The organism is Sporolactobacillus terrae (assembly GCF_019930545.1).
GTDB classification, from domain to species: domain Bacteria; phylum Bacillota; class Bacilli; order Bacillales; family Sporolactobacillaceae; genus Sporolactobacillus; species Sporolactobacillus terrae.
The window spans coordinates 2108563-2133769 of sequence record NZ_CP082837.1 but is presented as its reverse complement, the minus strand read 5'-3'; the positions used below and the strand labels follow the sequence as shown (position 1 = coordinate 2133769).

At 46.5% G+C, this 25207-nt stretch carries 25 protein-coding genes and 1 riboswitch; of the genes, 17 read left to right on the top strand and 8 right to left on the bottom strand.

The window, feature by feature from the left end; translation table 11 throughout:
- The first annotated feature begins 641 nt into the window (after positions 1-641).
- A riboswitch (SAM riboswitch) is annotated at positions 642-758 on the top strand.
- Positions 759-988: 230 nt separating this feature from the next.
- From K7399_RS10165 to K7399_RS10130, 8 genes are all read left to right on the top strand, one after another.
- Complete coding sequence (locus K7399_RS10165) at positions 989-1726, top strand: phosphoadenylyl-sulfate reductase (RefSeq protein WP_128167353.1); 738 nt, start codon at positions 989-991, stop codon at positions 1724-1726.
- Positions 1727-1815: 89 nt separating this feature from the next.
- Entirely contained in the window at positions 1816-2970 is a 1155-nt protein-coding gene (gene sat / locus K7399_RS10160) for a sulfate adenylyltransferase (RefSeq protein WP_176557804.1), read from the top strand.
- Between the two features lie 16 nt (positions 2971-2986).
- The gene (gene cysC, locus K7399_RS10155) at positions 2987-3595 is read left to right on the top strand and encodes an adenylyl-sulfate kinase (protein WP_028975875.1); all 609 of its coding nucleotides are present in this window, start codon (positions 2987-2989) and stop codon (positions 3593-3595) included.
- A 25-nt stretch (positions 3596-3620) separates the two neighbouring features.
- Positions 3621-5249 carry a nitrite/sulfite reductase gene (locus K7399_RS10150; protein WP_028975874.1) on the top strand — a complete coding sequence of 543 codons (1629 nt, stop codon included), beginning with the start codon at positions 3621-3623 and terminating at the stop codon, positions 5247-5249.
- A 6-nt stretch (positions 5250-5255) separates the two neighbouring features.
- The gene (locus tag K7399_RS10145; protein WP_010023396.1) at positions 5256-5474 is read left to right on the top strand and encodes a DUF3906 family protein; all 219 of its coding nucleotides are present in this window, start codon (positions 5256-5258) and stop codon (positions 5472-5474) included.
- A gap of 14 nt (positions 5475-5488) precedes the next feature.
- Positions 5489-6265, top strand: coding sequence for a uroporphyrinogen-III C-methyltransferase (gene cobA / locus K7399_RS10140; protein ID WP_010023394.1), 777 nt, complete (start codon positions 5489-5491; stop codon positions 6263-6265).
- Between the two features lies 1 nt (position 6266).
- Positions 6267-7016, top strand: a complete 750-nt coding sequence (locus K7399_RS10135; RefSeq protein WP_028975873.1) for a sirohydrochlorin chelatase — start codon at positions 6267-6269, stop codon at positions 7014-7016.
- Entirely contained in the window at positions 6994-7620 is a 627-nt protein-coding gene (locus K7399_RS10130; RefSeq protein WP_223362294.1) for a precorrin-2 dehydrogenase/sirohydrochlorin ferrochelatase family protein, read from the top strand. Before K7399_RS10135 ends, K7399_RS10130 begins: the two co-directional genes overlap by 23 nt.
- Before the next feature lie 221 nt (positions 7621-7841).
- On the opposite strand, the gene K7399_RS10125 is transcribed toward K7399_RS10130, so the two are convergent.
- Positions 7842-9353, bottom strand: a complete 1512-nt coding sequence (locus K7399_RS10125) for an AMP-binding protein (protein WP_028975871.1) — start codon at positions 9351-9353, stop codon at positions 7842-7844.
- Positions 9354-9787: 434 nt separating this feature from the next.
- Here K7399_RS10125 and K7399_RS10120 point away from each other — a divergent pair, with 434 nt between their 5' ends.
- Positions 9788-9979, top strand: coding sequence for a hypothetical protein (locus tag K7399_RS10120; protein WP_028975870.1), 192 nt, complete (start codon positions 9788-9790; stop codon positions 9977-9979).
- 99 nt (positions 9980-10078) lie between these two features.
- Positions 10079-10672, top strand: a complete 594-nt coding sequence (locus K7399_RS10115) for a C39 family peptidase (RefSeq protein WP_028975869.1) — start codon at positions 10079-10081, stop codon at positions 10670-10672.
- A 207-nt stretch (positions 10673-10879) separates the two neighbouring features.
- Here K7399_RS10115 and K7399_RS10110 read toward each other — a convergent pair whose 3' ends face one another.
- The 6 genes from K7399_RS10110 to K7399_RS10085 all read right to left on the bottom strand — a co-directional run bounded on the left by K7399_RS10110 (position 10880) and on the right by K7399_RS10085 (position 15221).
- On the bottom strand, positions 10880-11734 hold the full coding sequence (locus tag K7399_RS10110; RefSeq protein WP_028975868.1) for a Cof-type HAD-IIB family hydrolase: 855 nt from the start codon (positions 11732-11734) through the stop codon (positions 10880-10882).
- Between the two features lie 42 nt (positions 11735-11776).
- Positions 11777-12280, bottom strand: a complete 504-nt coding sequence (locus K7399_RS10105) for a PTS sugar transporter subunit IIA (RefSeq protein WP_010023382.1) — start codon at positions 12278-12280, stop codon at positions 11777-11779.
- Between the two features lie 109 nt (positions 12281-12389).
- Positions 12390-12887 (bottom strand): hypothetical protein, encoded by a 498-nt coding sequence (locus tag K7399_RS10100; RefSeq protein ID WP_028975867.1) that lies wholly within the window; start codon positions 12885-12887, stop codon positions 12390-12392.
- Positions 12884-13300 carry an SIS domain-containing protein gene (locus tag K7399_RS10095; RefSeq protein ID WP_128166966.1) on the bottom strand — a complete coding sequence of 139 codons (417 nt, stop codon included), beginning with the start codon at positions 13298-13300 and terminating at the stop codon, positions 12884-12886. Before K7399_RS10095 ends, K7399_RS10100 begins: the two co-directional genes overlap by 4 nt.
- On the bottom strand, positions 13255-13668 hold the full coding sequence (locus tag K7399_RS10090) for a MurR/RpiR family transcriptional regulator (RefSeq protein WP_051577780.1): 414 nt from the start codon (positions 13666-13668) through the stop codon (positions 13255-13257). The genes K7399_RS10095 and K7399_RS10090 overlap by 46 nt, the downstream gene beginning before the upstream one ends.
- A 191-nt stretch (positions 13669-13859) precedes the next feature.
- Positions 13860-15221, bottom strand: a complete 1362-nt coding sequence (locus tag K7399_RS10085; RefSeq protein WP_206612236.1) for a 6-phospho-alpha-glucosidase — start codon at positions 15219-15221, stop codon at positions 13860-13862.
- Positions 15222-15716: 495 nt separating this feature from the next.
- Between K7399_RS10085 and K7399_RS10080 the strand changes: the two genes are divergently transcribed.
- Both K7399_RS10080 and K7399_RS10075 read left to right on the top strand, forming a co-directional pair.
- Positions 15717-17309, top strand: coding sequence for an alpha-glucoside-specific PTS transporter subunit IIBC (locus tag K7399_RS10080; protein ID WP_028975865.1), 1593 nt, complete (start codon positions 15717-15719; stop codon positions 17307-17309).
- Between the two features lie 539 nt (positions 17310-17848).
- The gene (locus tag K7399_RS10075) at positions 17849-18208 is read left to right on the top strand and encodes a DUF805 domain-containing protein (RefSeq protein ID WP_028975864.1); all 360 of its coding nucleotides are present in this window, start codon (positions 17849-17851) and stop codon (positions 18206-18208) included.
- Positions 18209-18673: 465 nt separating this feature from the next.
- Here K7399_RS10075 and K7399_RS10070 read toward each other — a convergent pair whose 3' ends face one another.
- Positions 18674-19249, bottom strand: coding sequence for a hypothetical protein (locus K7399_RS10070; RefSeq protein WP_028975863.1), 576 nt, complete (start codon positions 19247-19249; stop codon positions 18674-18676).
- A gap of 669 nt (positions 19250-19918) precedes the next feature.
- Here K7399_RS10070 and ilvB point away from each other — a divergent pair.
- From ilvB to K7399_RS10045, 5 genes are read left to right on the top strand one after another with little or no spacing between them, the layout of a single operon-like run.
- Positions 19919-21625, top strand: coding sequence for a biosynthetic-type acetolactate synthase large subunit (gene ilvB / locus K7399_RS10065; RefSeq protein ID WP_028975862.1), 1707 nt, complete (start codon positions 19919-19921; stop codon positions 21623-21625).
- A gap of 4 nt (positions 21626-21629) precedes the next feature.
- A complete protein-coding gene (locus K7399_RS10060; protein WP_028975861.1) occupies positions 21630-21890 on the top strand; it encodes an ACT domain-containing protein in 261 nt (86 codons plus the stop codon).
- A gap of 49 nt (positions 21891-21939) precedes the next feature.
- Positions 21940-22974 carry a ketol-acid reductoisomerase gene (gene ilvC / locus K7399_RS10055; RefSeq protein WP_028975860.1) on the top strand — a complete coding sequence of 345 codons (1035 nt, stop codon included), beginning with the start codon at positions 21940-21942 and terminating at the stop codon, positions 22972-22974.
- A gap of 31 nt (positions 22975-23005) precedes the next feature.
- Positions 23006-24010, top strand: coding sequence for a threonine ammonia-lyase (locus K7399_RS10050; protein ID WP_206612211.1), 1005 nt, complete (start codon positions 23006-23008; stop codon positions 24008-24010).
- Positions 24011-24025: 15 nt separating this feature from the next.
- On the top strand, positions 24026-24802 hold the full coding sequence (locus K7399_RS10045) for an ABC transporter ATP-binding protein (RefSeq protein WP_128166964.1): 777 nt from the start codon (positions 24026-24028) through the stop codon (positions 24800-24802).
- The last annotated feature ends 405 nt before the right edge of the window (positions 24803-25207 follow it).

The window sequence follows — 25207 nt, the reverse complement described above, 5'->3', positions numbered from 1 at the left end:
AATGCAGCAAGAAGCAACAAGCTGTGTTTTTTCATTTTAACTTCCCCCTTAAATAGCATTGCATTTTTCTTTTTAAGTGATGGTGTCACGAAAGCAAACAATCAGCAACAAAGGAAACGGGTTTGAAAAAAGCTGCAATTAAGGACACTTATCAACGCTCAGGCAGAAGAATCGGTAGGGTCTGCGGCAGCCATCGGGCAGTCGATAAGGATTCGCCTCAATTCTTTCTCCATAATTTTCACGAAAAATCCCCATTCTCTGAAAACGGTGTGAAGAGGATTACATACGTACCAAGAATCCGGAGATCCCTAGTCTATTAGGGAGAACCTGTTCGATTTAGCGCCTTTACGTATTCTTACAAAAAATGGTTTCCGGGTAGCTACGGGATCTCCGCTGTTCACGATAAGCGTCACTTAAATTGGATTAATCCTATCACTATAGTTGGTATTAGACAAGGGATAAATTTACTAAAATCAGAATTTGTTACATTTTGCAATTCTATCAACCGGTCTTGCGTTTCTATCATTCAGCAACTCCGTTTATCCGATGAATCAATAAAGAATTTTAATTAATTTGTAAACTATGAATAAAGGATCATTGACATCCCTTGCGATTCATTCTAAAATCAAACACAATTAAATGATCTATCCAGAGTGATGGAGGGACTGGCCCGATGACATCCGGCAACCTGCACAGATTCGTTTTCTCTGTAAGGTGCTAATTCCAGCAAAATGGTCAACCATTTTGAAAGATAGGAAAAACGACGCAACCCTTTTTCCTACAAAATGGAAGAAGGTTTATTTTTTTAGGAGGAGGTTAAAACGAGTGGCATTTGTCATTACATCGGTTTGTATCGGCGAACATGCAGGGAAATGCGCAGACGCTTGCCCTGTGAAAACAATGCTGGAGGATGCAATGCCGGATGGCGGCAGGCACAAACAGTGACAACTAGCGGGATTTTTTTGCCTAAACGCAGACTGCGAAATTGATAAAAGAGGTGAGCGCAACGTCGAATACAGTAACTTACAGTCAATGGGGCAATGCGAAACTCCCTGAATTCAGTGATCGAACAGCGTTGCTTGAGTCCAGAAAAGTACTCGGGTGGGCCTTCCAGGAGTATGGGGATAAAGTCGTTTATTCCTGCAGTTTCGGTGTTGAAGGAATGGTGCTGATTGATCTGATTTACTCAATAAATAAAACTGCTTCGATTATTTTTTTGGACACTGATTTTCACTTCAAGGAAACCTATGAGCTGATCGATCGCGTGGAAAAGCGTTATCCGCAACTGAAGATCATCAAAGAAAAACCTTCGCTTACCCCTGAACAGCAAGCTGAAAAATATGGCGCGGAGCTTTGGAAGCGGCGACCCGATCTCTGTTGCCGGATCCGCAAAATCGATCCGCTTGCGGGGCGATTAAAACACTATAACGCATGGATTTCCGGGCTAAGGCGTGAGCAGTCTCCACTGAGACGATCCGTTTCATTTGTAAACAAAGATGAACGCTTTCAATCGGTGAAAATTTGTCCGCTTATCCATTGGAAATGGACGGAAATATGGGATTATGTGCGCAAACATGATTTACCGTATAATCCGCTGCATGATCAAAACTATCCTAGTATCGGCTGCGCCTATTGTACGCGACCGGTGAAAGCCGGCGAAGATCAGCGCGCAGGCAGGTGGAGCGCGTTTGATAAAACGGAATGCGGGCTTCATTTAAAAGGCTGAAAATCCGAGTATAATGAGATGAATAATACGATTATTGGTATTTGAAAACATGCAAGAAATGCAATTTTAGAAACGGAAATGAGGGGAAAATCATGACAAGCATACCGCATGGCGGCACACTGGTGAATCGGCAAAACTTTGGGGGAGCCGTTGATGAACTGGATAAAGAACTTCAGATTGACCAAGTCGCATTGAGTGATCTGGAATTGATTGCAAGTGGCATTTACAGCCCGCTCACCGGTTTTCTTAATGAGGAGAACTATCGTTCAGTCGTCGAAACGATGCGGCTGACAACTGGGCTTGCTTGGACAATTCCGGTGACATTGCCGGTAACCGAGGACGCAGCTGAACGGGTAAGCATTGGCGAAAAAGTTAAACTGACCTACCAAGGTGAGGTATACGGTACGATTGAGATCACCGAAAAATATCATCCGGATAAGGAAAATGAAGCAAGAAAGGTGTACTTAACCAATGATACCGCACATCCGGGTGTGAAACGGTTGTATGAACGCGGCGACGTGTATCTGTCTGGTCCGATTGAACTGATTAAGCGCTCGAAACGACCTGCTGAGTTTGCGGACGATTTCTTGGATCCTGCAGAAACGCGGCGTTTGTTTGATCGAAAAGGCTGGAAGACCATTGTTGGCTTTCAGACGCGTAATCCGATCCATCGCGCTCACGAGCATATTCAAAAGACAGCGCTTGAGACGGTTGATGGGCTGTTTATCAATCCCTTGGTCGGCGAAACAAAAAAAGATGATATTCCTGCGGATATTCGTATGCGAAGCTACCATGCCTTGATCGACAACTATTACGTGAAGGAGCGAACGGCACTCGCCGTATTCCCGGCTGCGATGCGCTATGCAGGGCCGCGTGAAGCTGTTTTCCATGCGATTTGCCGGAAAAATTTCGGGTGTACGCATTTTATTGTCGGCAGAGATCATGCCGGGGTTAAGGATTATTATGGACCCTATGACGCGCAGAAGATTTTTTCTAACTTTTCGCGTGATGAACTGGATATTCAAACCCTTTTCTTTGAAAACAGCTATTTTTGCAAAAAGTGCGGAAGCATGGCGTCAAATAAAACCTGCCCGCATGATCCGTCGAACCATGTCTCCCTTTCCGGAACGAAAGTAAGAGCTTTGCTTAGGGAGGGAATCCGTCCGCCTGAAACGTTCAGCAGGCCGGAAGTCGCTCGGGTTTTGATTGATGGATTAAGAGAAAAGGCAGATCTTGCGAAGTAAGGGGGATGTAGGGCACATGGCGGATGCAGAGCATATCATTTGGCATCAAACGACCGTAACGAAAGCGGACAGAGAAAGAAGAAGCGGACACAGGGGCGCCGTTGTTTGGTTTACCGGCTTGTCCGGCTCAGGAAAATCGACGCTTGCCAATCGTGTTGAACATGAACTTTTTAAGCGCGGAATCCATACCTATCTCCTTGACGGAGACAATATCCGAACCGGGTTGAACAGCGATCTGGGCTTCTCCGCAGCGGATCGAAAAGAAAATATTCGCAGAATCAGTGAAGTAGCCGGCTTGTTTGTCGACAGCAATGCGATTGTGCTGACTGCCTTTATCTCGCCTTTTCAGGCAGATCGCGAAGCGGCACGACAGCGCGTCGCGGATGATGAATTTTTTGAGATCTATGTAAAGTGCCCACTTGAGGTATGCGAAAAGCGTGATCCGAAAGGTTTGTACAAGAAAGCGCTCGCCGGTCAAATTACAGCATTTACCGGTATCACATCGCCCTATGAAGAACCTCCGGCGCCTGATCTGATTATTGATACATCGGAACAGCGTTTGGAGGAGAGCACGCAGAGGGTCATGGATCTATTAGAAAAAAACCGGGTGATCGGCAACAAATGATCCGGTAATGAGGAGGAAGACGCCGATGGCTTATGAAAAGGTTTGGGCGAATAATGAGAAACTCAACAAAAATGAAATCAATAAGTTAAAGAAAGACGGGCTGTCAATCTTTGATGATATTCCGAAGTATGCGAAAGAAGGATTCGCATCCATTCCGAAAGATCAGTACATGTATTTTAAATATGCTGGGTTGACGGTACAGAAACCCCAGGATAAAGGATTGTTCATGCTTCGGGTGAAAGTGCCGACGGGAATTATGAACAATAATCAGGCAGTCGTTCTATCAGAAATTGGCAACGCATTCGGGCGCGGTTTTTTGGACCTCACCACGCGTCAGGCAATCCAATATCATTGGGTTCCTCTTGAGAAGCTCCCGGAAGTTTTTGATCGTCTGCATGCAGTCGGTCTGACAACAAGTGAAGCAGAAGGCGATGCACCGCGCAACATTGTCGGTAATCCGCTTGCCGGTATCGATGCAGACGAATTGTTTGACACACGTCCGGTCGTAAAAGACCTCTTTGACTTTTTCCAGGATAATCCGGATTATTCCAATCTGCCGCGTAAGTACAAAATATCAGTGAACACAAATATTTATAACGCGGGGCACGCCCAAATCAATGACCTTGCTTTTATTCCGGCGACCAAAGTGATCGATGGTCAATTGGTTAAGGGGTTTCATGTGCTGGTTGGCGGGGGTCTTGCGGCGAAGCCTTATCTTGCCCGGCAGCTGAATGTGTTTGTTCGTCCGCAAGAAGTGGTGAAGATCGCTGCAGCGGTTACTAATCTGTATCGCGACTATGGTTATCGAAAAAGTCGCGCACGCGCACGGCTTAAATATTTGATTGCCGACTGGGGCATTGAGACGTTCGAGAAGAAAGTTTTGGAGCAGACCGGACCATTTGAAACGACTGGTCATGATGAATTTAAAGGATGGAATGCAGGTTTCTTCTACGGCGTGCATCCGCAGAAGCAAAAAGGATTCAGCTATGTCGGTGTCAGTGTACCGGTTGGACGTATCGCAGCGAATGATTTTTATGCGTTTGCTCAGCTTGCAAAAACCTATGGCAGCGGCGAATTGAGAACCGCTAATTCTCAGAATCTGATTATCCCCAATATTCCGGATAACCAAGTTGAAAGCTTGCTCGCAAACGTTATTTTCAAACGTTTTCCGATTCGACCGTCACATTTTATCGGATACGCAGTTGCCTGCACCGGCAATGAATTTTGCAATCTGGCCCTGACGAACACGAAAGATCGCATGAGAGAAATCGCAGAATTTCTTGATCGGGAGATTGATATTGATGTTCCGGTTCGTATTCATATGGTTGGCTGTACGAATTCTTGCGCGCAGCGTCAAATCGCCGAAATCGGTTTGCAAGGACTGAAGCTGCGCACGAAGGATAAAAAGCTGATTGATGCCTATGAACTGTTTGTCGGTGGGACACTTGAAGGTGAGGGCAAATTTAACGAACGGTTAAAAGGGAGAATTCCTAACGATCTATTACCGGATGTTTTGAAAGACTTCCTGATTTATTTCCGAGACAACAAGGAGCTTGGTGAGAGCTTCTATGCATTCAGCAACCGTGTCGGTATACCGTTTCTGCAAGAATTACTTGATAAAATTCTAAAATCGCGCACACAGGAAGTCGGGTGAAGGGCCATGGAGTTGTTTCGCTTTATTGTGACGGCCGGTACATCGGAGATTCCAGTCGTCGCTGTAGCAGAAAATGAAGAGGCAGCCTTCCGAGTTGTCGACCGGGAATTGGATCATACCCTTTTAAAATTACCGCAGATCGATCATATTGCTCTGATGCAAAAAAAGAGTATTTCAAAAAAAGGGTCAGGCTTTGCGATTCTGCCAAGGGAACGATTTGAGTAAGGGAGGAAGAACGGATGGGAAAAGTATATTTAGTCGGTGCCGGTCCGGGTGATCCGGATTTGATCACTGTCAAAGGTCTTCGGCTTATTCAAACTGCTGATGTGATTGTCTATGACCGACTGGTGAATGACGTTTTGGTCAATGAAGCAAAACCGACTGCCAAACGCATTTATTGCGGAAAAATGCCGCATTCGCATCCACTAAAACAAGGAGCAATCAACCATATCTTAGTCAACCAGGCTAAGAAAAATAAGCGCGTTGTTCGATTGAAAGGCGGCGATCCGTTTGTTTTCGGACGAGGCGGTGAAGAAGCGGTATTTCTTGCAAAAGAAGGGATTGCTTTTGAAGTGGTGCCGGGTATTACCGCAGGAATTGCTGCACCGGCTTATGCAGGCATTCCAGCAACCCATCGCGACTACTCCAGTTCACTGGCCTTTGTAACCGGGCATGCGAAAGCGGGTGGACAGGAAAAAATCGACTGGGCAAAGCTGGCTACCGGCGTCGATACGCTGGCAATCTACATGGGTGTCGGCAATATCGCCCATATTACGAATGAACTAATTATAAACGGACGGCATCCGTCAACACCGGTCGCATTGATTGAATGGGGAACAACAGAACACCAGCGTACCGTCACGAGTACATTGAGCCATGCCGCTGATGAAGCAGCGAAACAAAAAATACAGAGCCCATCAATGATCCTTGTTGGCGAAGTGGTCAGGCTCAGGGATCAATTAAAAGGGTTCGAAGCAATGGAGCCGTCCGCAGATCCCGTCAAGGAGGCTTTATAAGATGCTTGCCGTGCTGTACGTTAGCCATGGAACACGCATTCATGAAGGCGTAAAGCAGGCGAATCAGTTTCTTTCGTCATGCATGAAACAAGTCGATGCACCGATTCAACGGGTCTGCTATCTCGAGATTGTTCAGCCCGGGATTTTGGACGGCATCCGCCAATGCATCGCAGCCGGCGCAGAAGTGGTTCTGGTTCAGCCGCTCTTGTTATTGACGGCAGGTCACGCTAAGCGAGATATTCCCAGAGTCATCAAACAAGCAGAGCGCCTTTATCCCGATGTGCGATTTATCTATGGCCGGCCATTCGGTGTCGATGAACGGATCGTGTCGCTCTTAATTGAACGGCTGCATGAGCAGCAAAACCCTCTGCCTCAGGGTTCGGGAATTCTGCTTGTCGGCAGGGGCTCCAGTGATCCCGATACAAAACGCAATTTTGCCCAGATTCGTCATCTGCTGCATCAGAAAGGCATGGAGTCGGTGACGGTCTGTTATATGGCCGCTGCCAAACCAACCTTTGAAGAAGGACTCGACCAAGTCATTCGTGAGCAGTGGCGGCATGTCTATGTCATTCCTTATCTGCTTTTCAGCGGTGTTTTAATGAAAACGATCCATCGGTCAATTGATGTGAAAAACAAGGCAGGTGCATCGATCACTCTGTGTCGGCCGCTTGGTTACCACCCGCATTTAATCCAATTAATGAAAAAAAGGGTTGAGGAGTCGCTTCACCATGTATTATCCGATTATGCTTGACATTAGGGGAAGAAAAGCAGTTGTGGCGGGAGGCGGTCAGGTCGCCTGCCGAAAAATTAAAGCCTTGATCGCTGCGGGCGCTGCGGTTACGGTTGTCAGCGTTCATGGATCCGAGCAGTTGAAAAAGTGGTCGGAAACAGGTCAAATTCATTGGTTGAGGCGCGCCTGGAAAATAGATGATGCCGAAACAGCCTTTTTAGTCTTTGCAGCAACCGATGATCGTGAAGCGAACAAGCAAATTGCTGAACAGGCCCAATCAAATCAGCTCGTCAGCATCATCGATCGGTATGAAGAAGGAAATTTTGTACTTCCAGCAGTATGTCACAGAGGAAGGTTGACACTTGCGGTATCAACAGGCGGAGCGAGTCCGCTGCTCGCTCGACGGATTCGAGATGAAGCGGCTGCGCGGCTGGATGATCAAACCGAAGACTATCTCGAGTTTTTGTTTCAGATGCGTCAGGAAATTAAACGAAAGGTTACCCGTCCGGCCGATAAGACCCTCTGTCTGCGCAACCTGCTTGACCGCAAATATAGAGAGAAGCAAATCCAGGAACAAACCTTGCATCATATTGATGCATTTATCACCGAAAGCCTATCCCAATAAAAAGTGGCGCAAAGCAATACGAAAACATGTCCTATACCGCATAATCCGTACAGAGACTCGGTGACGATGCTCTGTTTTTTATAGGAAGAAAGTATAGGATCGGTTTGACTGGCTTCAAACGTTAACTTGCTTAAAATGAAAATCAATGCCTTAAAACCAAAAAAAGAGCCCTGACTTGCAAGAATGATTGTCTTGTAAGTGAGGACCGCTCTGTCGATCGTTTAGTTGTTTTGTTTTGCCCAATTTTCCATCTTCCAGTAGTTGGCTTTTCCACTGCCGAGGAGCGGGATTTCATCAACGGTTTCAATGCTCGACGGCATGTAGAGCATCGACATCTTCTTGCTTTTGATGAATTTTTTGAACTCGCGTGTAGAGACCTTGGCCTTGGTGGTAAACAGAATGATTTGTTCGCCTTTTCGTTTATCCGGGATACTGACGGCGTAAAAGTCGGAACTTCCGTAGCATCCCATTGCCAGTTCCTCCACCTTATTAAGTGAAATCATCTCGCCGGCAATTTTTGCAAAGCGCTTCAGGCGGGCAATGATGTGGATAAATCCATCTTCATCAATCTGCGCAATATCGCCGGTATTGTACCATTCGCCGCATGGCACGAAACCTTTGCCGTGAATCAGGTAGCCTTTCATCACGTTCGGCCCTTTCAGCATTAGGTTGCCGCCTTCCTCAACACCTTCTACTTTTGCAATTCTTGCTTCCATGAGCGGAACCAGTGTGCCCACTGTGCCTTCTTTGACATGTTTCGGTGTGTTGAGCGAGATAATCGGCGATGTTTCAGTTGCTCCATAGCCCTCCAGAATCGTGATGCCAAACTTTTTCTTATACGTTTCGCGGACGTCTTCCTTCAGCTTTTCTGCACCGGCAACAACGATACGCAGCGTTTTAAACTGTTTCTTGCTCGCAAATTTAGCGTAATTGGCGAAGAACGTGTTGGTCGCAACAAATAAGGTGCTCTTATCTTTGTAGATCGCCTTTGGAATGTCGCGAAAATTCAGTGGTGACGGATAGAGGAACGCTTTCATATTAAGAATAAACGGTAGAACCGCGCCGACCGTCATGCCGAACGAGTGAAACAGCGGCAGCGGGTTGAAAATCCGATCATCCTCACTGAGTTCAATATGTTCCTTGACTTGCATAATGTTTGCATAAATATTGCGATGGGTCAGGATGACGCCCTTTGGTTTTGATTCGGTGCCTGAGGTAAACAGGATGACCTCCGACATCTCTCGTTTCTTCAGTCCGGCAACGCGGGCCTCGACCAAACCGGAGATTTTATGCATTGTCGAAATCCCGGCCTTCAAATCCTCAAGATAGATAATCTTAACTTCTTTTTCCATCTCTTCAAGGACATAACCGAGATCAGCCTTTTTAATGAATTCGCGTGAAGTGATCACGGTTTTCAAGGAAGCCGTTTGAATGCAGTCAATAATGTTCTGCGCGCCCATTGTAAAATTCAACAGGCACGGCTGCTGCTCATTTTTGAAGAGCGCGAACAGGACAATTGCCTGTGGCACAACATTTGGAAGAAAAAGACCGATGCGTTTCTCATCATCAACGACTTCACGAATCTTCTTGCTCATAATGTTGGCGGCAATCAGAAACTTCTTATAGGTGAATTTATTTTGCGTATCCTCAATGATCACTTTCTTCGGATGCAGCTTCGCTTGCTTTACCATCTCATCAAACAGGTTCACATCATCAGGTATTTGCAACGTCAAAAACAGTCACTCCCAGAGTACTAACAATTTAGCCTTCATTCGTCTATTCCCTTTTTCACAACGATTGAAGCAGGAACGCTTAGGTCTCGCATGCGTCTTAGAAACGATGAATAACACAAAATGAATAAACTATGGCTCATTCTTTTTTATAGCGTGATTCCAATCAAAAAGCAAGAACGAAAACCGCTACCATTTTACTACGTCTAGTGTTTACAAATAGTTTCAAAGATAAACCATCACCCGTTGCCTGAGGGAGGATCGTCCTCGGCGTGTCTAGTGTATGGTATCATGAATAAAAAGTGTTTCGCTGAAAGGGTGAGGGGATGGATACACGGATTCATCTACGGCAAAGTCTTCCCATTAGATGCGCTTTAAATTGAATCATGTCATCTTTTAATTGAATCATGAAAAACGAACACGAGGGGACAAGTATTTTGGACACAGTAAAAACGGTACTGAAAGCACTTATTTTTTATTTGATTCTACTCACAATCGGGGATATTCTGTTTGGTTTTCGCACGCATGTTGCCTATTACAATCTATTTAGGCCGGTGAATTGGCTTTTATTTGTCGCACTGCTCTATTTCTTTTTATTTCCAGTGAAAGGAAAAGATTCTAAAGAATAATTTAGCAATACGAACCGTTTCGATCAATTACGCGATGGGTAGATTATTTCAACACGGTTCGTCGAAGAATCAATAGGTACAGATGAGGAAGTGACAACTATGCATCGATTGGATATACCCTTAATCAAGCAAAGACCGGAACTGCCGACCGGTTGCGAGGCGGTTGCTTTAACCATGGCACTGCACTACTACGGCATTAACGTGGATAAAGAAAAAATTGTAGCACAAATGCCGCGGGATGCGACCCCATTAACGCGAGATGAGAAGGGAACGATCAAGACTTGGGGCGATCCGGAAGCTGGTTTTGTCGGCGATCCGTACGGTGATGGCATAACCATCAATCCGAATCCTTTGAAGCAGGTGCTCGACCAATACCGGAGCGGTGGGGTGGCACTCTATGGAAAAGCATTCAGTGTCATTGAAAACTATGTTGCAAAGGGCAAGCCGGTGCTCGTTTGGTTTACGATTTCACACGAAATGCCGATTCTCAGATATTGGCACACACCTGCAGGCAAAAGCATCTTTGCGCCGCGACCGCTGCATTGCATTGTGATGACCGGCATCGATGAACACGGTGTTTCTTTCAATGACTGTGAATCCACAGAACGGAGCGGCAAAGATGTTACCGTGGAACGAAAGAAGTTTATTAAAATATATGATGCTATGGGTCGCAGAGCACTTGTAGTGAACTAAAGCAGTTTAACCATGTGTTTTTGAAAGTGATCCAATTATTACACGAACCGGTCTGAATGTGGTAATGGGCTTTATTAACAGAGCTGCAAAATTCGATAGCTGTGCCAAATCGGGTCTGTGTTAAATTCTTAGGTCATTGAAAAATTCAATTAATAAAATGGAAAACGACCATTCACTAAATTCGCGAGTGGTCGTTTTCTTATTGGCTTAATACAATGCCAGTTGATTTTTCAGACTATAGGCGACACCGTGGTGATTGCAATCGAGCGTGACAAAGGAGCTGATTTCTTTGATCGAGGCAATGGCATTGCCCATGGCAACTCGTGTTGCAGCCGCATGAAACATGGGCAGATCGTTATCACTGTCTCCAATGACAATGGTATCTTTCTGATTGATCCCATAATGCCCGGCTAACTGGCGAATGCCCTTACCCTTATCGCATTTACTCGAGTTGAACTCTAACGTGTAACCGAGTGAGTAGGTGCACGACAAATCTGTTTGGTTAGCAAACTGTTCCCTGAGCTCAGTAAGAACCTGCTTATTAAAGGAAAAAAAGAGTAATTTATAAACCGCGTGACCGCTGCGGATGAGCGAACGTATCTCTGAACGTGGCTGCCAGCCTGCCTGAGCAAATTGGACCTCCGCTCGTGCCCATGCCTTTTGCGCGCTTTCCTTTGACAGCCGCTTATCGCTCACGTCCAGTTCCTCGCGGATAATCTGCTTTCCATCGAAAGGAATTAGCAAATGATGGGCGGTTGTCGCTTCATAGTAGAGGCGATGGTTTTCCGCGTACGCAATCAATTGTTCGGCAGTTTCTTGGGATAGGGGCGTCTCGCTTAGCAATTGGCCGCTGTGATCAAAAATGGTTGCCCCATTTGATGCAATCACCGGCAGGCTTACGCGTCCGCCAAGCATTGCCTGAACATCCATGACTGCCCGCCCGGTTGCAATCGCAACAAGATGATGTTCGGACGCCGCGGAAAGTGCATTCATGTTTTCGTCACTGATTCGATGATCTTTGTTCAGTAGCGTTCCGTCCAGATCAATCGCGACTAGCTTCACAGTAACACTCCTCATTATTTTTCTGATGCATGGCTGAGCTTTTTACTTAAGTGTCGATGTAAAGAGTACGGATTCCCCGGCTTTGACCTGGGTTAATTCCGACCATTCAAAGGAAAATTTATCTTCAGCCGTATTCGTAATCACAATCGGAACAACGATCCCTTTTCCTTGCTTGCTGATGAAATCAAAATCGACTTTCATCACCGGTTGGCCGACCTTGACTTTATCGCCAACCTTGACCAGATTTTCAAAGCCCTCACCATTGAGTTCGACCGTATCTAGTCCGATATGCACAAGAATTTCTTCACCCAACTTCGAGCGAATGCCAAATGCGTGTTTGGTTGACGCAAGTTGAATGACTTCGCCGTCAATCGGTGCGACGACGGTATGTGTACGAATATCCGGCGTAACCGCCATCCCTTCACCCATCATTTTTTCAGAGAAAACCGGATCCGGAACATCCGTGACCATCTGTGACTGACCCGAAATGGGTGCATAAACCTTTTCTTCTTTAACCGTTTGCTTTTGAAATAATTTACCAAACATATCAATCACTCCTTATAAAATAAAAAATGTATCTAATTTTTAACAGAAACAAAAGGGTTGTGAATCCAACGCATAACCGCCCGAGTGAGCAGCTGAAGTAAGACCGGGACTAAGCAAAGAAGGTCAGTCGAATCAAGGCGAAACTGCAAAACAGAGAAAGAAGGATCAGCCCTGCTGCTGCTGCTGAATAAAGGCGGTAGTGCAACAGATTGTGAAGTTTAAATCCATCGCTTAGACGTGCCTCTGAATGCAGCATGACAAAGGCGGACATGATAGCGATTACAATATTGCCAACTAGAAGTTGACTAATTGAAAAGAGAACCAAGAGCGCATACGTATAGTTTCTGCCCTCCACATGGCTAAATTCTTGTGTCAGCCGGAACAGAAGATATCCCCACAGCAGGTTCAGCATAACCGCAAGAAACATTATTGAATAGAGCGGATGGGTGAGCAAGAGGGTTTGAAAATCGGTCTTGCTTCGTACCATCGTCAAAAGAAGATAGGCAATGTAAAGGAAAGGGAGAACCAAGGTAAAAGCAGTCAGATAACCATACAACTTTTTAAACGACAGGTGAATCATCAGCAAGCTCCGGATTCTCTGCTTCATTTCATATCACCATCCTTAGTTGAGATTTGTTTGACGTAATCAAAAAAGAATGCTTCACAAAGGACTGATAATGCAGCTAAAGACGTCGGATCCTCTGAGACATGCATCGTCTTATGAATTGGGTATTCGGCTGCAAGAAAATATAGATTGTATGGCACAAGATTTGCTAATTCATTACGATCAAACCGTGTATTGGTAATGGAGAGTATCGGTACACGCTTTAAACTGAGAAAGCGAACAATTTCGATAATATCTGAAATGTCGCCGCTCAGTGAAATAATAATTAAAAGGTCCTCTTCACTGAGATAGGGAACAATCATTTCCAATTCACGCTTGGCTGCCAGATTGTGGATCATTTTCCCGCTGTTTAGAAAATTACGTTCCAGTTCACCGATTGCATTGCGCTGCGCCACCCGGTTCCATAAGCGAAGATGTTTTTTGCTGATTGTATTTTTTTATAAATGGGCACTAAATCGGTTTTCTTGAATAGGTCCATGGTCTTGTCGATGTTTGTGAGCGTCTGCTCAATATAATCCATGGCATGCGTCATGTCAGGCTCCAAATCATTTTTTAAGGAATACTTAAATTCACTGAAACCGGAGAAACCGAGTTTTTGAGCTGTACGCAGAATAGAAGATTTTGAGATTTTACAGCTTTTCGCCAACTCTGTAATGCTCTGTGCTGCACATTCTTTTTTATGATCAATGATGTAATGCAGTGTGGACAGATCCGTTTCGTTCAATTGATCGTAATTCTTGTTGATCAGCATCTCAAGTTTCATGGTCGTGATCCTTGTCTCCTTGGAACCATCGCTGTTGCCTGTTAAGTTCCTTTAATGAGCGGGGATCGAAAGGGGTGTTAGACGTTAAGCGTTTTCAATAGAAGGAAAACGTTTAACCTCCAGCCCTGATACGCGAATACCCTGCTAATTAGAATCATAGCAGGGTATTCGAAAATTGGCAATGATCAGGTTTAATTTAAACTAAGCTCGAGTTCTTTTACCTTCGCATCTTTTTTCAACTCCGGCCAGAAGCCCTTATTTGCTTCAACGAGGTCATCAAGGATCTTCTTTGCAACGGCTGCATCGGGAACCGTGTGTGACAGTGTGAGTGCCTGCCACAGTTTCAGATAGGAATGTTCCACCCAAGCGTCTACAGCGAGTTTTTCAACGGCAACTTGCTGTTCCAGTAGTCCCTTTTGGAAACGTGGAATGTCGCCCATGGCCAAGCGTTCCGGACCATTTGCACCAACGATACAAGGCACTTCAACCATTGCCGTTGGTTCAAAATTGGCGACGGCACCGTTATTTTCAACAATGACCAACATCCGTTCATGCGTGTTGTAAGCAATCGCCCGTGACAAATCAACAATATAATTTGAGTGATCGTCCGGTTCAAACTTCAATCCTTCGATGGACTGCGACTTAGCAATTCTGCGGCATTCACTGAAGACAAATTTTTCACGACCTTCTCGCACTTCATCGGTACGTGTATGGTTCGGGTCCATGTGTTCCGCTTCAAATTTTGTGTACAGATAATATTGAAGGTATGTGTTCGGGAAACGGTCCGGATCAAGGGCAAAGGTGTTTTTTGCCATGCCGAATGTTGCCTTCCAGCTGGGTTCTTCGTTCATCCCCGGAAGCAAGTAGCCGTGTTCGGCAATATAGTCGCGGATCTTCGGCATGAGATCATTGCCTTGTTTGTCACGCACCGCGGTCCACCAGCCAAAGTGGTTCAAGCCGAAATAGCGAACTTCCAAATCATTATAATAGTTGAGACCGGCAAGTTTCGCCATCCGTTCCTGAATACCGACTGGCATATCGCAAATGTTCAGGATTTTCGAATTTGGTTTCAGGCGGCGCGTTGCTTCGGCAACAATTGAAGCCGGATTCGAGTAGTTGAGCATCCAAGCGTTCGGTGAATACTTTTCCATGTAATTGGCGATTTCCAGCACGCCGCCAATGGAGCGAAGGCCATAAGCAATTCCGCCGGGGCCGCAGGTTTCTTGACCAATCACACCGTATTTTAATGGGATTTTTTCATCTTTATCGCGCATCGCGTATTTGCCGACACGGATTTGCGCCATAACGAAATCGACATCGGTAAAACCTTCTTCCGGATCGGTCGTAGCGACAAAGTTGATGTCCGGAGCCTTTTCGCGAAGAATGACTTCACATGCATCGGCAATCACTTTTTGACGTGCACCGTCGTTGTCGTAAAGTTTTAACTGACGGATTGGGAAACGATCCAAATGTTTCAGCAGAGTCATAACAATTCCAGGGGTATAGGTACTTCCTCCGCCAGCAATGACGATTGAAAACTTTTTCATGGTAATCCCTCCATTGTAATGTTTCTTATTGGGTTTCTATTTCTGATTCTCTTTCGTTTACACCCCTCATGTTACACGTTTTTGAAGCGGTTACAATACGTTTTGCATGATTAGGGAAAGCGCTTTTCTTTCTGGATAAAGTTACGTCAACTGGGAATTTTCTCACCGGTGACAACCGGTCATGTTACGTTTCGTTTATTCTCATGTATAGGTAAGACCTGAAGCACATGTTTTATCTCATTAAACACAGTGTGAAAATCATTGATGAATAAAAGTGCTCCTGTGGCTCCCATTCATACACTGGGCTTTAGACGGTTATGCATGCTGCGCAGAAGTTTGTGACAATTCCCAACTCTTGGACCCTTTCTCTTTAACAATGATCTGTTCCCCATTTAACGAAACATTATTGAAAACGTTTACATTTATATTATGATTAAAGGGTTCAGAATTTTATTGATTATCGCTGTGTGGAATTCATAACCTTATTAGGAGGCGGTTCAAATGATGCAAAAAATTCAACGTTTTGGCGGGGCGATGTTTACACCCGTGTTGTTGTTTGCTTTTTCAGGATTAATCCTGGCACTATCAATCATGCTGACCAATCCAATGATCGTTGGCGGTATTGCGGATACAAGTACGTTTTGGTATAAATTTTGGACGATTATTCAAAATGGTGGCTGGACAGTCTTCAATCAAATGGAACTATTGTTTGTTGTCGGACTTCCGATCGGTCTAGCAAAACAAGCCAACGGCCGGGCGGCAATGGAGTCCTTAATTGTTTATTTGACGTTCAATTATTTTGTCAGTACAATCCTTGGTTTTTGGGGGAAGACGTTTGGCATCAATTTTAATGTTGATCCGACTCAGGTACAAGGGACCGGCTTGAAACTGATTGCCGGGATCAAGACATTGGATACAAGTGTGCTTGGCGCTATTGTCCTTTCGGCAATCGTTGTCTGGCTGCACAATCGCTACTTTGATGTGAAGCTTCCGGAATGGCTCGGCGTTTTCCAAGGGTCGACATTTGTTACGATGCTTGGTTTTTTCGTGATGCTTCCCGTTTCTTTCTTAGCTTGTTGGCTGTGGCCAATCGTACAGCATGGCATTTCATCGCTGCAAGTATTCATGGCTTCATCTGGCGTAATTGGTGTATTCATTTATAGTTTCCTTGAACGTGTACTGATTCCAACCGGACTGCATCACTTTATCTATCTTCCATTCATGTTTGGCCCAGCCGTGACGCCGGATGGTATTGTTAAGGCCTGGCTTGCCAATATGCAAAGTTTCGCTGAATCAACGAAACCGTTAAAAGAGTTGTTCCCAGCCGGCGGGTTCGCGCTGTTTGGGAATGATAAAGTTTGGCCGCCGATTGGCATCGCCGCTGCATTCTATGTCACTGCGAAACCGGAGAAAAGAAAAAAAGTGCTCGCTCTGCTTATTCCTGCGGTGCTGACGGCGATTATGGCAGGAATTACTGAACCGTTTGAATTTACGTTCTTGTTTGCGGCTCCGGTGCTGTTCATCGTTCACGCATTGCTGTGCGGATTCATGGATGCGGCGATGTATTTCTTCGGTGTAGTTGGCAGCATGGACAGTGGTCTCATTGATATGGCAACAAAGAACTGGATTCCGTTGTTTGCCAATCACTGGATGACTTATGTGACCCAATGGATCATTGGCTTGATCTTCATCGTCATCTACTTTTTCTTGTTCCGCTTCCTTATTGTTAAGTTCAATTTTGCGACACCGGGTCGTGAGGCCGATGATGAGGAAACGCAGCTTTACACCAAAGCGGATTATAAGAATAAAAAAGCAGGCGACAAAGCAGCAGGTACAAATCGATACATGGAATCCGCTGCCGTCTATCTTGACGCGCTTGGCGGTTTCGACAACATTCAAGACGTCACGAACTGTGCAACGCGCCTTCGTGTAACCGTTAAAGATGAGGCCCTCGTTCAGCCGGATGCGGCATTCAAAGCGGGTGGCGCGCACGGTGTTGTTCGACATGGAAAAGCGTTCCAAGTTATTGTTGGCCTTTCTGTGCCACAGGTTCGCGAGGAATTTGAGAAGCTGCTGAAAAAAGGCATTCAATGATCAATCAATGAGTGGGCTAAAGCCGTTCATTCTTGTGCAACATCTTGTCGCAACAATAGCGGCAAGATGTTTTTCTTTTATAATTGGAGAAGGATTCGTTAAAGGAGGCGCAAGCGATGGGGTTTGAAAATGAAAAGGTAATGTGCGTGCGCCTCTTGGTCACAGGTCGCGTTCAGGGTGTCGGATTTCGCTAAGTGGTTTGGCATGGGAGATGCCTTGTATCAGAAGTTGGATTTTCAGCCATCACAAGAGTTTATAAAGAACTATAAGCATCAGTAAAGCCAGAAAACGCAAAAAAGATGGTCAAATGACCATCTTTTTCACAGTCATAATGCACAGTGATTGCGACAGCTTTCGTGTGCTCGACATTAGCTGACCGACAATCGATGCGGGAGCGCGCATGACCACGTATGGTCGCCCGCATAAACTATGCGGGATCACGCATGATTTGTGCGGTTTTTTAAGTGGGATCATAAGTTATAATTACATCATTATTAATCAATAGTCTTTTAACCAAATTTGGTGAAAGTGGTGGTTCGATGCATTGGTATGTTGATGTAATTAAGAATTATGTTGGTTTTAGTGGCCGGGCGACGCGAACGGAATTTTGGATGTTTGTATTAGTTAACTTTTTTATTGCCATTTTTGTAGAACTGATTGATAAATTCATTCTAAACGGTTTGCGGGTTTTTTCCACTTTGTATAATTTAGCTGTTTTGATTCCCGCTTTAGCAGTTGGCGCTCGACGTCTTCATGATATTGGAAAAACGGGTTGGTGGCAGCTGATCGGAATTATACCTGTATTAGGATGGATTGTTTTGATCGTTTATTTCTGCACAGATACTCAGGATAAGGAAAACAGTTATGGGGCGAATCCAAAAGAATCCCTACAGGAATAGGAACAATACGAACTATAAAAAATGGTTGATCTCTAACAGGGGCGGCCATTTTTTATTTTTTATCCGTTTCGAAAATACATGGGGGAAAGGATAGGGACTTCTGTCAATGACTACGCTTTATTTTGTTCGTCACGCGGAATCAGATTCGGATTCATGATGACCGACTGCAGCTTTTCCTGAGAAATAAGAGATCGACCAGTATCTTCGTGCACTGTTAAACGTATGAGTGTTACGAGAAAATTGTCTGCTCAAAAAAAGAATCTTCCTATATAATATTGAAGAATTCCGTGAACAGAAAGTAGTCGGATGGATCAAGAATTTTCACGCTTTTGTCAAGCAGCGGGGAAACGACTTTTCGTTTAAGCTGGGCGGCGGCGAGAATCTGCGCAAGGTCCAAAGTCGCATAATTGTGCGCTGAATCAGATCTTCAATTGAACAGGACAGTCGCATTCTGGTGTTGGGTAGCTAGGGCAGAGCGCGCAGCACACGCGTTAACGCGTTCGATGGTTGCAGCATGTAATGGCGTGGATCGTGAACGTGACATTCGTGCCTACAACCTGCACGCGGATCGAAACGGTTGATCTTTTTCAGAATCCGCGTGATGAGCAATTCCTTGTCAGCATTAATCATGGTGAGCTTCTGTACCGGGTTTTGATGCCATGCGCTGCCGTTTCTCATGATGGGTTGACGCCATTGAATCAGGCGATCAATAGCCGGGCGGGTAGCAGCCCGGTTTTTAACTGCTGATTTTGCATGGTGTGGTTCGCTCGCGGAGAACAATGACATGTCTTCGAAAGCTGCCGCTTTGCGGCGAGTCAGGAAGAATGAACGCAACATCTGTTGGCTCAGTAAAACGTGTACTGCTGCACGCAGTTGCAGAAATGCTGCCTGCAAGAACCGAACAGGCGCATCTAATCTTTGAACGTTGCGCATCGCATTTTCTCGAGCACACGGACGGACAAGCATACTGCAGAACAAACGGAATAATAACCATCGGACATGCATTTGTACGTTTGGTTTCCTACCGTAGGAACGGTTCATCGAAAACTGCCTCCTTGTTTCTAATAAGCATAATAAAAAGCCGCCCATTCGTTTGAATGGGCGGCTTTGCCTGAACCCATTCAACGCGAATCGGGGTCCAAGCATTCGTTAGTTGTCAACGGATGCCGGGACCCTAGCTAATAATAAGAATAGCTTTAACCATGCGTTGTAATGGACGATTCATAGCAAATGGCTCCTAACCGGAATTGTCAAAATTTTAGTATTGTCACTATAGCACGCTTGAAAATTTGTGTCAACAGAAAATAATCAAAAAATTGCCGTTATTTTTAATCGACGTGGCGGAGCCCGTTAAGAAAGCTCATACACAGGTTTGAGTCACACGGGCCAGTCGTTTACAGGCGCTCATGCTGTGCTGGTATTGCTCTGCTCGAATCATTGTTAGACAAGTGTTTTTGATCGCACAAGAAAATTCCGAAAAAAATTTAAGCTGTTTTTCTTCCATAAGAGCACCCAAAAACCTATGGAAAAAATGGATAAGAGGGGGTTGACTGATTTTTCTTAAGTGATTAACATGTGTGCCAACCCCAAAAATTTCCGCTTCGGTTTTCGAAACCAAACCGGAAAGTGGGGCAATTGAGGCCAAACACAGAGAAGGATGAAGAGCCTCAGAAACAAAAAGGCAATCAGAAAAAGAGAGGAGGAACCTAAATGACTGAAAAAACAGAACGGCGTACCGAAACGGGCGCTGATCTGCTGCTCCGATTAATCAAGCGGTCGGGGACAGAGGTGCTGTTCGGCTATCCGGGCGGTGCGGTACTGCCAATTTACGATGCGGTTTATCGACAGCGCATGCGTCATGTGCTGACGCGGCACGAGCAAGGTGCCGTACATGCAGCTGAAGGCTATGCCCGGGTTTCCGGGAAACCGGGAGTCGTGCTGGCAACGAGCGGGCCTGGTGCGACGAATTTGGTCACCGGATTGATGGATGCGCTGATCGACTCGCTGCCGCTGGTTGTGTTTACCGGTCAGGTAACACGCCGGGCAATTAACAGCGACGCGTTTCAGGAAGCCGATGTCGTCAGCATGACTGCGGCGGCGACCAAGCATAATTTTCGCGTCCGTAGTGTCAGTGAATTACCGCGAGTGGTTGCCGAAGCCTTTTATTTGGCGGCGAGCGGCCGGCCGGGACCGGTTCTGGTCGATCTGCCCAAGGACATTTGTGCCGGGAGTTCGGAAAAAGTAGCGGAGCCGCCCGGTACGGTTCAGCTTCCGGGTTATCATGTGCCCAAGCAAGCGGATGGCCGCGTGGTGTTGCAGCTAGCAGACGCATTGGTGAAAGCAGATCGTCCGCTACTACTGGCCGGCGCCGGTGTGCTTCATTCTGGAGCATCCGAGCAACTTCGCCATTTCGCCGAACATTGCCATTTGCCGGTGGTGACCACCTTTCTTGGCCTCGGCAGCTTCCCAGCATCGCATTCGCTTTCTCTTGGTATGGGCGGGATGCACGGAACGTTTGCCGCCAACATGGCACTTTCCGAATGCGATCTGCTGCTTAATGTCGGCGCGCGCTTCGATGACCGATTGACTGGAAATCTTGAAAAATTTGCGCCGAATGCTCAAGTCGCCCATGTCGATATTGATCCATCGGAAATTGGTAAAGTGGTCAAAACGGATTTTGGTCTTGTCGGCGATGCCGGCACGGTACTCGTTCAGTTGAAACAAGTCTTGGCTGTGCCCTTGCCCAGTCATCGCGATTGGCTGAATCATTTGCACGGTTATGCCGATGCGCATCCGCTGCAATATGATCCTGTGAAGGCAAGCCATCAATTGCTGCCACAATTTGTTATTGAGCAGATTTGCCGTTTTGCTGGCCCGGACGCCATCATTGCAACGGATGTTGGACAGCATCAAATGTGGTCGGCCCAATATTACCGTTTCGAAAGGCCTGGGAAATTTGTCAGTTCAGGTGGTTTGGGCACGATGGGATTCGGTCTCCCGGCGGCCATTGGTGCACAGGTTGCCTGCCCACAGACGAAGGTGGCGGCGATTCTCGGCGACGGCGGTTTTCAGATGACGCTTCAAGAGTTGGCAGTCATTGCCGAACAGAGACTGCCTGTGAAAATTTTTATTCTAAACAATCATACGCTCGGAATGGTTCGGCAATGGCAGGAATCCTTTTATGGCAAACGTTATGCGGAATCGATTCCGGAAATGCAGCCTGATTTTGTCCGGCTCGCGGAAAGCTACGGGATCCGCGCGCGGCGTTTGACCGATCCGGCTCAGGTTGCCGAAACCGTTGAAGCGGTGTTTGCAACGGATGCTTCGGCATTGGTTGATTGCAGGGTGAAGCAGATGGAAAATGTGACGCCCATGGTTCCTCCTGGCAAAGGATTGATGGAAATGACGGGAGGGTGAACAGATGGAGCAGACAGTACGGGTTGAAACGGCAACGAACCCTGATGTTCTGGCGCGGGTCACGATGTTGCTTGGACGTGGCAATTTGTCGATTGTCAACATGAACGCGGAACGTCAGGGCAAGCATTTTTACATGCACCTGACGCTGACAGCAGAAAGCGCAACCCAGCTGAAGCGGTTTGTCAGCCAGGCAGCAAAGCTGATTGATGTGTATGACGTTGCGCCATGCAGCGAAAAGAATGGATCGCTGGACGCGTCTAACTAAAACAATTTAACTATTGGCAATAGACAAAAAAGAAAAGGGGTATACGAAAATGACGGCAAAGGTTTACTATGACAAAGATATCAATGAAAATGTACTGCGTGGGAAAAAAGTAGCGATCATGGGCTATGGCTCGCAAGGACACTCACAGGCTCAGAACTTGCGTGACAGCGGCTTCTCCGTGACGATCGGCGTAAGGCCAGGAAAATCTTGGGAAAAAGCGGAACGCGATGGATTTCCGGTAAAAACGGTACGGGAAGCAGCGGCAGAAGCAGACGTTGTCATGCTGCTGCTGCCGGACGAACGTCAGCCTGAGGTTTATTACAAGGAAGTTGAGGAAGGACTTGAACCGGGCAATGCACTTGCATTCTCGCATGGCTTCAATATCCACTTCACTCAAATCGTGCCACCGAAGGATGTTGATGTATTCATGGTTGCGCCTAAAGGTCCAGGCCATTTCTGCCGCCGTGAATATCTGAATGGTGGCGGCGTACCGGCATTCTACGCTGTGCAGCAAAATCCATCCGGTCAAGCGGAAGAACTCGCGCTCGCATGGGCGAAAGGGCTTGGCGCAGCGCGTGCCGGTGTGCTGAAGACCACATTCAAGGAAGAGACGGAAACGGATCTTTTCGGCGAACAAGCGGTGCTGATGGGCGGTCTGACACACTTGATCGAAGCTGGATTTGAAACACTTGTTGAAGCAGGCTATCAGCCGGAAAATGCTTATTTTGAGACCTGTCACGAGATGAAAATGCTCACCGATTTAATCTACGAGAACGGTTTGACCGGGATGCGTTACTCATGCTCCGATACCTCCAAGTTCGGTGACTTTACGGTTGGACGTTATGTGATCGACGACGGTGTAAAAACGCGTATGAAAAAAGTCCTTGAAAATATCCAGTCCGGCAAATTCGCTCGCGATTGGGTGCTTGAAAATAAAGTTGGCCGCCCGATGTTCAACTCACTGCAGCAAAAAGAAAACAATTCAGAGCTTGAACGCGTGGGACGCGAACTGCGCAAGTTGATGCCGTTTGTTAAAGAAGGCAAGCAGGACAGTGAGGACATTACAGCAAACGTTGCACAATAAAATGTGGGGTTGACCCGAAAGGGGAGAAAGGGTGAAGAACATTGGGGATTATGTGTCGCTCGCAGCAATTCAAGAAGCCTGTGAAACGCTGATGCCTGTCGTGCATCGGACGCCGCTGATAGAATCGGCGACATTGAACCGCTTTAGCGGGGCGCACCTGCATCTGAAACTGGAAAATATGCAGCGAACCGGATCATTTAAACTTCGCGGCGCATTTAACAAAGTGGCTCATTTGTCTGATGAAGCGCTGAGTCGCGGCGTTGTCACCGCCTCTGCCGGTAATCATGCACAAGGCATTGCCTATGCAGCAGCACGGCGCGGGGCTGCGGCACGAATCTTTATGCCCAAACAAACGCCTAAGGCTAAGATTCGGGCAACGGTCGCTTATGGCGCAGAAGTTGTACTTGCGGGTGCATCCTACCAGGAAGCGTACGAAGCCGCGCGCATGGACTGCCGGACAAATCATTCTGTTTTCGTTCATGCATTTGACGATCATCAAGTGATTGCCGGACAAGGCACTGTTGCAGCAGAAATGCTGGCACAATATTCGGATTTAAATACGGTACTTGTACCAATCGGAGGCGGCGGACTTGCCGCAGGAGCCGCTTGCTATCTGAAGAGTGTCCGGCCAAGTGTACGCGTGATCGGTGTTCAATCCGATCACGCACCGGCGATGTATAATTGTTTTCATCATGAGAAACAGCCGGCCAATCGGCAGACGCCAGGCATCGCTGAGGGCATATTGGTTGATTGTCCTGGTGAACGTACGGTTCCGGTCATCCAACGCTATCTTGACGATCTCGTCACCGTCTCTGATTCAGAGATTGCCCAGGCAATGGTACTCATGCTTGAACGCAGCAAGCTGCTTGTCGAAGGTGCCGGCGCCGCAGCACTTGCGGCGGTACTTGCCGGCCGGGTTGATGTGCGCGGCCAGCACGCCGGTTTAATTGTCAGCGGAGGCAATGCCGATCCGGAGGAATTGCCGCAGATTAAACACATGGCTGCAGAATCTGTTTCAAAGGTCGGCACGCTTTGAAAGGGGAAACGCTGAATGATTATTGACGCGAAAAATATCAGCTGGGTACGCGCAGATCATACCGTTCTGAAACATGTCGATTGGCAAGTGCATAAAGGGGAGCATTGGTCGCTGGTGGGGCTGAATGGTTCAGGAAAAACAACCTTACTGAAAATGGTTAACGGCTACATCTGGCCGACAAGCGGCACGTTGTCCGTGCTCAATCGTCCGTTCGGAACATGCGATTTGCGCGAGTTGCGCAAGAAAATCGGCTGGGTAAGTCCTGCACTCGTTGATAAATTCAGGGCAGATGAACGACCGGAAACGATTGTATTGAGCGGTAAATTCGCCTCCATTGGTCTTTACGACCAAGTATCGTCCAATCAGCGCGAGAAGGCGCATGCGTTATTGCAGAAGCTGGGCTGCGCATCGTTTGCGGGCAGAGCATTCGGTCTCTTGTCGCAAGGCGAAAAGCAGCGTGTTTTGATCGCCCGCGCGTTAATGGCTGAGCCTGAATTGCTGATTTTGGATGAACCATGCAACGGGCTGGATCTGTTCGCAAGAGAGCATTTACTGTCTCTTGTTGCACAACTGGCGGGCTCAGAGGAAGCACCAACAATGATCTTTGTAACCCATCATGTTGATGAACTTCTACCATGCTTTGATCATGCGCTCCTGCTCAAAGCCGGTACCGTCTTTAAATCAGGTTCAGCAAGCGACGTCATGACGCCTGAACGCATGAGTGAATTTTATGACTATCGCGTTTCCGTGCAGCAGCAAAACGGACGACTCGCCGTGTCCCTGAACGCTTAATCGATTCGATGGATTCAATCCTTTTAACTCCTATAAATTTATTGAAGCTTTTCTGTTTCGCGCATCTGCGCGTGGACGGAGAAGCTTTTTTTATGCCGCGAAGATTGCATTTCCTCATTCGCTCACTTCTTTGCATCTTTGCTGCTGAATATTAAAAAAACGTAAATCCTTAACCTTCCGTTAACAAAAATTCAGATCTGATCATAACCGTGGTGCAGATAAATGTTGATCGAACCGTGCTTATGGCGAAATGGTTTCGCCTTTCCGCTTTCATAATCTCTTTTGGCTATTTACAAAAACGATACAGTAAAACCTGTTTTTATTTAATCGGGGTTAAAAATTCTTCTCTATCATTAAAGGTACGATAAGCAGATTAAGAAAAGGAGAGACAAGCAGCTGAACGCT

Coding starts and splice junctions, on each gene's coding strand:
- K7399_RS10135 (WP_028975873.1), top strand. CDS start 6,267: ATGCTTGCCGTGCTGTACGTTAGCCATGGAACACGCATTCATGAAGGC.
- K7399_RS10045 (WP_128166964.1), top strand. CDS start 24,026: ATGATTATTGACGCGAAAAATATCAGCTGGGTACGCGCAGATCATACC.
- K7399_RS10090 (WP_051577780.1), bottom strand. CDS start 13,668: ATGAAACTTGAGATGCTGATCAACAAGAATTACGATCAATTGAACGAA.
- K7399_RS10115 (WP_028975869.1), top strand. CDS start 10,079: ATGCATCGATTGGATATACCCTTAATCAAGCAAAGACCGGAACTGCCG.
- K7399_RS10145 (WP_010023396.1), top strand. CDS start 5,256: ATGGAGTTGTTTCGCTTTATTGTGACGGCCGGTACATCGGAGATTCCA.
- K7399_RS10060 (WP_028975861.1), top strand. CDS start 21,630: ATGGAGCAGACAGTACGGGTTGAAACGGCAACGAACCCTGATGTTCTG.
- K7399_RS10080 (WP_028975865.1), top strand. CDS start 15,717: ATGATGCAAAAAATTCAACGTTTTGGCGGGGCGATGTTTACACCCGTG.
- ilvC (WP_028975860.1), top strand. CDS start 21,940: ATGACGGCAAAGGTTTACTATGACAAAGATATCAATGAAAATGTACTG.
- cysC (WP_028975875.1), top strand. CDS start 2,987: ATGGCGGATGCAGAGCATATCATTTGGCATCAAACGACCGTAACGAAA.
- K7399_RS10150 (WP_028975874.1), top strand. CDS start 3,621: ATGGCTTATGAAAAGGTTTGGGCGAATAATGAGAAACTCAACAAAAAT.
- cobA (WP_010023394.1), top strand. CDS start 5,489: ATGGGAAAAGTATATTTAGTCGGTGCCGGTCCGGGTGATCCGGATTTG.
- K7399_RS10130 (WP_223362294.1), top strand. CDS start 6,994: ATGTATTATCCGATTATGCTTGACATTAGGGGAAGAAAAGCAGTTGTG.
- ilvB (WP_028975862.1), top strand. CDS start 19,919: ATGACTGAAAAAACAGAACGGCGTACCGAAACGGGCGCTGATCTGCTG.
- K7399_RS10105 (WP_010023382.1), bottom strand. CDS start 12,280: ATGTTTGGTAAATTATTTCAAAAGCAAACGGTTAAAGAAGAAAAGGTT.
- K7399_RS10100 (WP_028975867.1), bottom strand. CDS start 12,887: ATGAAGCAGAGAATCCGGAGCTTGCTGATGATTCACCTGTCGTTTAAA.
- K7399_RS10070 (WP_028975863.1), bottom strand. CDS start 19,249: ATGAACCGTTCCTACGGTAGGAAACCAAACGTACAAATGCATGTCCGA.
- K7399_RS10075 (WP_028975864.1), top strand. CDS start 17,849: ATGCATTGGTATGTTGATGTAATTAAGAATTATGTTGGTTTTAGTGGC.